The sequence below is a fragment of the Streptomyces sp. NPDC047841 genome (genome assembly GCF_040704085.1).
In the GTDB taxonomy this organism is placed as follows: domain Bacteria; phylum Actinomycetota; class Actinomycetes; order Streptomycetales; family Streptomycetaceae; genus Streptomyces; species Streptomyces argyrophylli.
In genome coordinates this window covers 65,039-73,671 of sequence record NZ_JBEYRP010000011.1, presented here as the reverse complement: position 1 = coordinate 73,671, position 8,633 = coordinate 65,039, and the positions used below count along the sequence as shown (strand labels likewise).

Here is an 8,633-nt window from a genome sequence, read left to right as displayed (position 1 = left end):
CGTGGATGCGGCTCTGGGCGGGGGATTGGCGGGGTCGACTGGTGAGTCGGCGGAGCCCCGGGCCCGGTTCCCGGCCGAGCCCAGGGGCCGGCGCCGGCTCCCGGTGAAGCCCGGGTCCAGCCCCCAGGTCGGCGTCCGGTGGAGTTGCGGGATCAGCAGGTGAGGCGGGCGTCTGCCCAGTCCGCGTGGTCCGAGTCGACGCCGTCGTTCCCGTCCGTGACGACCAGCCGTACCACCTGGGCGCCGGTGACGTCGGCGGTGAGCGGCTGGGCGGGCATCGCGTTGGTGAGGACGCCGGTGGACGCGGCCTTCGTTCCGTCCGCCCAGATCTCGAAGGCGACGGTGCCCTTCGTGCCCTTCTCGTCGTCCACGCCGACCTCCGCCGTGACCTTCTCGCAGGCCTTGCCGGTGTAGAAGGAGATGTCGCTGGGCGCGTGGACGCCGAGCCCCTTGGCGTACACCGTCCCGCCGATGGTGAGCGGGTTGCCGTCGCCGGCGGCGCTCTCCCCGTTGCTGGTGTTCCGCTCCACCGGCCCCCAGCCGTTGGTCGCCGACAGCCACGGCAGATCACCGAGGTACGACGTCCCGGCGGGCGGCGGTACGACGACGGACGCGGCCAGCGCAAGGGTGCTGGTGACCGGTGTGCCGGACGGCGAGCGGTAGTTCGTCGTGAGCGTGAGGCCGTAGGAGCCGGCCGGGGTTCCGGACGGCGCGGTCACCTGCCAGCCGGTGCGCAGCGTCCCGCCGGGGGCGAGCGCGGAGGCCGAGGTCGCCGAGGTGGGCCGTACCGTCCAGCCGGCGGGGCCGGTCAGCGACACGGAGACCCGTCGCGCGGGTGTCCGGCCGAGGTCGGTGACGGTGCTGGTGAGCGTGGCCGGGCGGGCCGCCTCCAGCAGCGTGCTGCCGTCCAGGCCGAGTTCGACGGCCGGCGGGTGGGCGGCCCAGCGCGGATCGGCCGCGACGCGCAGCAGGACCGTGCCGTGCGCCGGGACGGTGGCGGCGATGGCGCCGGCGGTGTTGTACGTGCGGTGCTGCCACAGGTCCCGCAGGGCGTAGGCGCCGGCGTCCGGCAGGCCGACGGCACGCGCGCTGGTGGCGATCCGCTGGGCGGTGCCGGACTCGTTGAAGAGGGCCACCGCGCGGCTGCCGTCCTCCATCTCCTTGGCGACGGCCCAGCGCCCGCCCCCGGAGGAGACGACAGTGCCCTGCTTGCCGAGCGGGTCCTGGTCGACGGCGATGACCTCCTCGTTGCCCAGGATGTCGTAGGTCGCCGGGGTCGCCTTGCGCAGGTCGGTGCCGATGAGCAGGGGCGCGGCCATCACCGACCAGAGCGAGAAGTGCGAGCGGTACTCGGTGTCCGTCATGCCGCCGTTGCCGACCTCCAGCATGTCGGGGTCGTTCCAGTGACCGGGGCCGGCGTAGGGGGCGAGCGGGAGGTTCTGCTTCAGGATCGACAGCATCGAGCCCCAGTTGTCGCTGATGTCGCCGGTGGTCCGCCACAGGTGGCCGACGTCCGAGGCCCACTCCCAGGGCTTGTTCTGCCCCCACTCGCAGATGCTGTAGACGATGGGCCGCCCGGTCGCCTTCAGCGCGTCCCGCATGGTCCGGTAGCGCTGCTGGGCGTCCACGCCCTGGTTGTTGCAGTTGTCGTACTTGAGGTAGTCCACGCCCCAGTCGGCGAACTGCCGTGCGTCGCTGTACTCGTGGCCCAGGGCGCCCGGGAAGCCGGTGCTGTCGCAGGTCTTGGTGCCGGCGCTGGTGTAGATGCCGAGCTTGAGGCCCTTGGCGTGGACGTAGTCCGCGACCGCCTTGATGCCGTCGGGGAAGCGGGCCGGGTCGGGCACCAGCTTGCCGTTCGCGTCACGATCGGGCAGGGCCCAGCAGTCGTCCAGGTTGACGTACCGGTAGCCCGCGGCCTTCAGGCCCTTCTCCACGAAGAGGTCCGCGATGCCCTCGACCATGGACGCGTTGAACTCGGCGCGGCAGTGGGTGGAGTTCCAGTTGTTGAAGCCCATCGGCGGGGTGAGGGCGAGCCCGTCGGCGAGGGCGGGCGCGGCGGGGGTCCGGGCGGGCGCCGCCAGGGCGGGGGTGGCGAGGCCCGCCGCGCACAGCAGCGCGGCGGTGAGCGCTCCGGCAACTCTTCGGCGTGTGGTGCGGGTCGTGCGGGTGTGAGGGTGACGCATCGTCGACGTTCCTCCGACTCGCGATAACCGGGATGACTGCGTGTACGCGTCATCAGTGCGCGTTTACGGTAGGACGTGTCTGACTGTGTTGGAAGAGGGCTGTCGGATGTTCGGCTGTGTTTGTTTGGGGGAGACCTCGGCCCTGGTGCGCGCGAGCCACAGCGTGACTCCTGCCCCCTCCGCGCAGTTGATCAGCGCATGAAGAAGCGCAGCATGCTCGCCCTCGCCACCCTCGCCGCCGGTTTCGTCGTGGCCGCCGTCACCCCGTCCCACGCGGCGGACCAGGCACCCCTCGGCGACCTCAACGTCTCGGACACCCTCGACTCGGCCGGCCACCTCGTCGCCCAGGACAGCCTGGACGTCGACCACGGCGCGCTCGGACACGAGTAACCCCCGACGGCGTACGGCGTGCGTGCCGGTGTCCCCGCCGCAGGGGGCGCCGGCACTCCCGTGTGCGCGCGGACAGGCGCCCTCAACGGGAGGGGGTTTCCGTGGCAGGGTGGAGCGGGCAAGCCTCAGGGGGCCGACACAGGAGGGGGAGTCCGTGACCGTCGTCTGGATCAACGGCGCGTTCGGTGCGGGAAAGACCACCACGGCACGCGAACTGATCGAACTGATCCCGAACAGCGCGCTCTTCGACCCCGAGGTCATCGGCGGGGCGCTCACGCACCTGCTGCCGCCCAAGCGCCTGGCCGAGGTCGGCGACTTCCAGGACCTGCCGATCTGGCGCCGGATGGTGGTCGACACCGCCGCCGCGATGCTCGCCGAGCTGGGCGGCACCCTCGTCGTGCCCATGACCCTGCTCCGCCAGGAGTACCGGGACGAGATCTTCGGTGCTCTCGCCGCCCGCCGGATCGCCGTGCACCATCTGCTGCTGGCCCCGGCCGAAACGATCCTGCGCGAGCGGATAGCCGGGCGGGAGATCCCGCCCGACCTGCCCGACGGCGAGATACGCGTACGGCAGTGGTCGTACGACCACATCGAGCCGTACCGCGCCGCCCTCGCCTCCTGGCTCACCGCCGACGCCCACCCGGTCGACACCAGCGACCTCACCCCGTACGAGACCGCCGTCCGCATCGCCGACGCCGTCGGCGCCGGGGCCGTGCCCGCCTGCGACATCGTCCAGACCCCCGAGCCGACCGCCGAGACGCTCGCCGCCGGCGTGCTGCTCTTCGACGAGCACGACCGGGTCCTGCTGGTCGACCCCACGTACAAGCCCGGCTGGGAGTTCCCCGGTGGTGTGGTGGAACGGGGCGAGGCCCCGGCCCGCGCCGGGATGCGCGAGGTGGCCGAGGAGACCGGGATACAGCTGAGGGAGGTGCCCCGGCTGCTCGTCGTGGACTGGGAGCGGCCCGTCCCGCCCGGCTTCGGCGGGCTGCGGCTGCTGTTCGACGGGGGCCGGCTGGGGTCCGGGGAGGCGTCCCGGGTGCTGCTGCCCGGCCCGGAACTGCGCGCCTGGCGGTTCGCCACGGAACAGGAGGCCGCCTCGATGCTGCCCCCCGTCCGGTACGAGCGGCTGCGCTGGGCGCTGCGCGCCCGGGAGCGGGGCAGCGCGCTCTACCTGGAGGCGGGCGTACCGGTCGGCTGACCCGGCGCCGCGACGATCGAGCGGAGCGCGGCGGTGGCGCCGCTCAGCACCGGATCGCCGTGGCCGAAGCAGGCCACCTCCGCCCCGAGGTCCGCCAACCGTCCGATCGAGGCGAGCAGCCGGGCCCGGTCCAGGTTGAACACCCCCGCCACCGGCGTCCCGTCGTCCGGTGCCGCCGCCACCGTGTCCCCGGTGAAGAGCACGCCGTGCGCGGGCAGGAACAGCGCGATGCTGCCGTCGGTGTGGCCCGGGACGTGCACCACCCGCGCCCCGCCGCCGAAGCCGAGCACGTCTGTGTCCGTCACCTCGGTGAGGGCGGCCGGGGGCACCCGAGGGCCCTCGGGCAGGTGCCGGGCCGCCTCCGCGTGGATTGGCAGCTCCCACTCCTCGAAGCGCGGCGCCGGACCGGGCCGCTCACCCCGCACGAAGGGGGCGTCCAGAGGGTGCGCCAGCACCTCGGCCCCGCTCAGCGCGGCGAACTCGCCCGCCCCGCCCACGTGGTCCTCGTGGAAATGGGTCAGGACGACGCGTCGTACGTCCCGCGGGGTCCGCCCCAGAGCGGTGACCGCGCCGGCGATCGTCCGGCCGGAGCCGGTCAGGCCCGCGTCGATCAGGGTCAGTTCGCCGCCGTCGCGCCAGAGGTAGGCCTGGCCGACCGGGAAGCGCAACAGGTGCAGGCGGGGCAGCAGTTCGATGACGTCCATGCGCCGACCGTAGGAAGGGCCCCCGCCGGGTGGCGAGGGCCCTCTGCCCCGGGCAGAACGGTTCAGCTCGCCGCGTAGTTGCGCAGGAACAGCGCCTCCGCGACCGACAGCCGCTCCAGCTCCTCGGGGGAGACGCTCTCGTTGACCGCGTGGATCTGCGCCTCCGGCTCGCTCAGCCCGATGAGCAGGATCTCCGCCTGCGGGTAGAGACCGGCGAGCGTGTTGCACAGCGGGATGGAGCCGCCCTGGCCCGCGTAACTCATGGTCTCGCCGGGGTAGGCCACCGCCATCGCGTCGGCCATCGCCTGGTAGGCGGGGCTGGAGGTGTCGGCGCGGAACGGCTGGCCCTGGCCGATCTGCTCGGTGCTGACCCGGGCGCCCCACGGGGTGTGCGCCTCGATGTGCGCCTGGAGCAGCTTGCCGGCCTCCGCCGCGTCCACGCCCGGCGGCACCCGCAGGCTGACCAGGGCGCGGGCGCTCGACTGCACCGACGGGGTGGCGCCCACGACCGGCGGGCAGTCGATGCCGAGGACGGTGACCGCCGGGCGGGCCCAGATGCGGTCGGCGACCGAACCGTCACCGATCAGCCCGACCCCGTCCAGCACCTTGGCGTCCGCGCGGAACTGCTCCTCGTCGTACTCCAGGCCGTCCCACCCGGCCGTGGCGTCCAGGCCGTCCACCGTGGTGGAGCCGTCCTCGGCGCGCAGCGAGTCCAGCACCCGGATCAGCGCGGCCAGCGCGTCCGGTGCGGCGCCGCCGAACTGGCCCGAGTGCAGGTTGCCGGCCAGGGTGTCGATCCGCACCCGGAGCAGGGTCATCCCGCGCAGCGTGGTGGTCACGGTCGGCAGGCCGGCCCGGAAGTTGCCCGCGTCACCGATGACGATCGTGTCCGCCTCCAGCAGCTCGGGGTGCTGCTCGGCGTACCGCTCCAGGCCGCCCGTGCCCTGCTCCTCCGAGCCCTCCACGATCACCTTCACGTGCACCGGGACGCCGCCGTTCGCCTTGAGGGCGCGCAGCGCGAGCAGGTGCATGATGAAGCCGCCCTTGCAGTCGGCGGTCCCGCGGCCGTACCAGCGGCCGTCCCGCTCGGTCAGCTCGAACGGCGGGGTGGCCCAGCCGGCCTCGTCCAGCGGGGGCTGCACGTCGTAGTGCGCGTACAGGAGAACCGTTTTCGCACCCTCCGGGCCCGGGAGGCGGCCGTACACGGACCGCGTGCCGTCCGGGGTGTCCAGCAGGGCCACGTCCGTGAAGCCCTCGGCGCGCAGGGCGTCGGCTATCCAGCCCGCGGCGGCGTCGCTCTCGCTCTTCGGGAACTGCGTGAAGTCCGCCACCGACTTGAAGGCGACCAGTTCGGTCAGCTCCGCCTTCGCCCGGGGCAGCAGCGAGGCGACGGTCTCGGCGACCGGATTCGACGGCATGGGCACGCTCCTCGTAGGTGCGACGTTGTACGGCGTAGACCGATCCTCCCACAGTGGCCTGCGCGGACGGCCGCCGTAGGATGCGACAGGACACTCGGCAACGGCTTGATCGGAGCGGTAGACCATCGTGAGCGGCGAGAACTCTTCGGCGGACGACGTGCAGCGGGTCTGGGACGTCGTCGTGGTGGGCGCGGGCCCCGCGGGCGCCTCGGCCGCCTACGCGGCGGCGGTCGCGGGACGGCGCGTGCTGTTGCTGGAGAAGGCCGAGTTGCCCCGTTACAAGACGTGCGGCGGCGGCATCATCGGTCCCTCGCGCGACGCGCTGCCGCCCGGCTTCGAGCTGCCCTTCCAGGACCGGGTGCACGCGGTCACCTTCTCCAACAACGGCCGCTTCACCCGCACCCGCCGCTCCAAGCAGATGCTGTTCGGGCTGATCAACCGCCCCGAGTTCGACCAGCAGCTGGTCGAGCACGCCCAGAAGGCGGGGGCCGAGCTGCGTACGGGAGTCACCGTGCAGCGGGTGGAGCAGCACGGTTCGGCGGTGCCGGACCGGCGCACGGTCGCCGTCGTCCTCCAGGGCGGGGAGACCGTGCTGGCCCGCGCGGTCGTCGGCGCCGACGGCAGCGCCAGCCGGATAGGGGCCCACGTCGGTGTGAAGCTCGACCAGGTCGACCTCGGCCTGGAGGCGGAGATCCCGGTGCCGGAGACGGTCGCCGAGGACTGGAAGGGCCGGGTCCTCATCGACTGGGGCCCGATGCCGGGCAGTTACGGCTGGGTCTTCCCGAAGGGCGACACGCTGACGGTCGGCGTGATCTCCGCGCGCGGTCAGGGCGCCGCCACCAAGCGGTACCTGGAGGACTTCATCGCCCGGCTGGGCCTCGCCGGCTTCGAGCCCGCCATCTCCTCCGGGCACCTGACCCGCTGCCGCGCCGACGACTCGCCGCTGTCCCGGGGCCGGGTGCTGGTCTGCGGGGACGCGGCCGGCCTGCTGGAGCCGTGGACCCGCGAGGGCATCTCCTTCGCGCTGCGCTCGGGCCGGCTGGCGGGGGAGTGGGCGGTCCGGATCGCCGAGGCGCACGACGCCGTCGACACCCGCCGCCAGGCCCTGAACTACGCGTTCGCCATCAAGGCGGGGCTCGGCGTCGAGATGAGCGTCGGCAAGCGGATGCTCGCGGTGTTCGAGAAGCGCCCCGGTCTCTTCCACGCGGCCCTCACCGGGTTCCGCCCGGCCTGGCGGGCGTTCCGGGACATCACCCAGGGCTCGACCTCGCTGGGCGAGCTGGTCCGCTCCCACCCGATCGCCCAGCGCGCGCTGGCCGCGTTCGACCGGAGCCAGGCGGCCCCGGCGGAGGAGCCCGTCAGTTCGTGACGGTGATGCGGAAGACCGGGTGGTCGGGGGCGATCCGGCGCAGCTCCGCGTCCGGGGAGTCGGGGCCGACGCCGTTGAAGAAGACCCCGACCTCCGCCTTCCAGCGCTTGAGGTAGGCCCGCAGCAGCGGGACCTTGTCGTCGTCGGCGACCTCGGCCGCGGTGAAGACGTCCACGTTCTTGCCGAGCCGCAGCTCGCCGCCGCCGGCCGCGCGCATGTTCCGGGTCCACTGGACGTGGCCGCGCGGGGCGAGCAGGTACTGCTGCCCGTCCACCGTCAGCAGGTTGACCGGCGTGGTGCGCCACTGCCCGCTCTTGCGCCCCCGCACCGCGAGGACCCGGGAGCCCCAGATGCTGATGCCGCGCCGGGTGAGCCAGGAGACGGCCCGGTTGAAGACGTTGACGGTGAACCAGCCCGGCTTGACGACGTGTGTCGGCATGGAGACCCCCACGGTTTGAGAGAGCGGTGCTCTCGGTTGACTCCAGTGTGGGGGAGACGGGTGCTCTAGAGCAAGAGCGGCGCTCTCCTTTTTGGGCGCCGCTCTCGCCTGTGTGCACCGCTCTCTCCGCGTGGCACACTGCTGGCATGACCACCGCACAGGGTGCCCGCGCGCGGGCCAGGCAGGAAGTCACCGCGGCCATCAAGGAGGCGGCACGCAGACAGCTGGCGGCGGAGGGCGCGGCCAAGCTCTCCCTGCGGGCCGTGGCCCGCGAGCTGGGCATGGTCTCGTCGGCGCTGTACCGCTACTTCCCCAGCCGGGACGAGCTGCTGACCGCCCTGATCATCGACGCGTACGACTCCGTCGGCGAGGCGGCCGAGCGGGCCCGGGACGCGGCGGCCGACACCCCGCCGCCGGACCGCTGGACCGCCGTGTGCGCGGCGGTACGCGACTGGGCGCTCGCCCATCCGCACGAGTACGCGCTGATCTACGGCTCGCCCGTGCCCGGTTACTCCGCCCCCGAGACCACCGTCCCGGCCGCGGCCCGCGTCGGCATGGTCTTCATCGGCATCGTGCGGGACGCCCACGAAGGTCCAGGCCTCACCCCGCTCTCCCTCCCGGCCGGCCTGCGTCCCGAGGGCGCGCGCATGGCCGCCGACTTCGCCCCCGACGTGCCGCCGGAGGCCGCGGTGGCACTGGTGGCGGCCTGGGCCCAGCTGTTCGGACTGATCGGCTTCGAGCTGTTCGGCCAGTTCAACCGGGTGGTGGAGGACCGGGAGGCGTTCTTCCGCCACGCGGCCGGCCGACTGGCGGAGGGGGTGGGTCTGGGGCGGGGCTGAGCGAGGCGTTGCCTGCTGCGGGGTGGCTCGGGCGGGGTGCCTTGCCGGGCGGGCCACGGGTCGGCCGTGGCTGCCGTGACCGTCGAGACGCTC

General features: G+C 73.4%; 8 protein-coding genes. 4 read left to right on the top strand and 4 right to left on the bottom strand.

Annotation, left to right across the window (positions count from 1 at the left end; genetic code table 11):
* Positions 1-152 precede the first annotated feature (152 nt).
* On the bottom strand, positions 153-2,183 hold the full coding sequence (locus AB0947_RS19470; RefSeq protein WP_366751561.1) for an NPCBM/NEW2 domain-containing protein: 2,031 nt from the start codon (positions 2,181-2,183) through the stop codon (positions 153-155).
* Between the two features lie 198 nt (positions 2,184-2,381).
* Here AB0947_RS19470 and AB0947_RS19465 point away from each other — a divergent pair, with 198 nt between their 5' ends.
* Positions 2,382-2,573 (top strand): hypothetical protein, encoded by a 192-nt coding sequence (locus AB0947_RS19465; protein ID WP_366751560.1) that lies wholly within the window; start codon positions 2,382-2,384, stop codon positions 2,571-2,573.
* A 154-nt stretch (positions 2,574-2,727) separates the two neighbouring features.
* Entirely contained in the window at positions 2,728-3,771 is a 1,044-nt protein-coding gene (locus AB0947_RS19460; protein ID WP_366751559.1) for an NUDIX domain-containing protein, read from the top strand.
* Here the strand turns inward: AB0947_RS19460 and AB0947_RS19455 are convergent.
* Positions 3,741-4,475: an MBL fold metallo-hydrolase gene (locus tag AB0947_RS19455; protein ID WP_366751558.1), complete on the bottom strand. Its 735-nt coding sequence runs from the start codon at positions 4,473-4,475 to the stop codon at positions 3,741-3,743. The genes AB0947_RS19460 and AB0947_RS19455 overlap by 31 nt on opposite strands.
* A gap of 62 nt (positions 4,476-4,537) precedes the next feature.
* The gene (locus AB0947_RS19450) at positions 4,538-5,893 is read right to left on the bottom strand and encodes a dipeptidase (protein ID WP_366751557.1); all 1,356 of its coding nucleotides are present in this window, start codon (positions 5,891-5,893) and stop codon (positions 4,538-4,540) included.
* 127 nt (positions 5,894-6,020) lie between these two features.
* On the opposite strand from AB0947_RS19450, the gene AB0947_RS19445 reads away from it, so the two are divergent.
* Positions 6,021-7,262, top strand: coding sequence for a geranylgeranyl reductase family protein (locus AB0947_RS19445; protein WP_366751556.1), 1,242 nt, complete (start codon positions 6,021-6,023; stop codon positions 7,260-7,262).
* Here AB0947_RS19445 and AB0947_RS19440 read toward each other — a convergent pair.
* Complete coding sequence (locus AB0947_RS19440; RefSeq protein ID WP_366751555.1) at positions 7,252-7,701, bottom strand: nitroreductase family deazaflavin-dependent oxidoreductase; 450 nt, start codon at positions 7,699-7,701, stop codon at positions 7,252-7,254. The genes AB0947_RS19445 and AB0947_RS19440 overlap by 11 nt on opposite strands.
* 146 nt (positions 7,702-7,847) lie before the next feature.
* On the opposite strand from AB0947_RS19440, the gene AB0947_RS19435 reads away from it, so the two are divergent.
* Positions 7,848-8,540, top strand: a complete 693-nt coding sequence (locus tag AB0947_RS19435) for a TetR/AcrR family transcriptional regulator (RefSeq protein ID WP_366751554.1) — start codon at positions 7,848-7,850, stop codon at positions 8,538-8,540.
* The last annotated feature ends 93 nt before the right edge of the window (positions 8,541-8,633 follow it).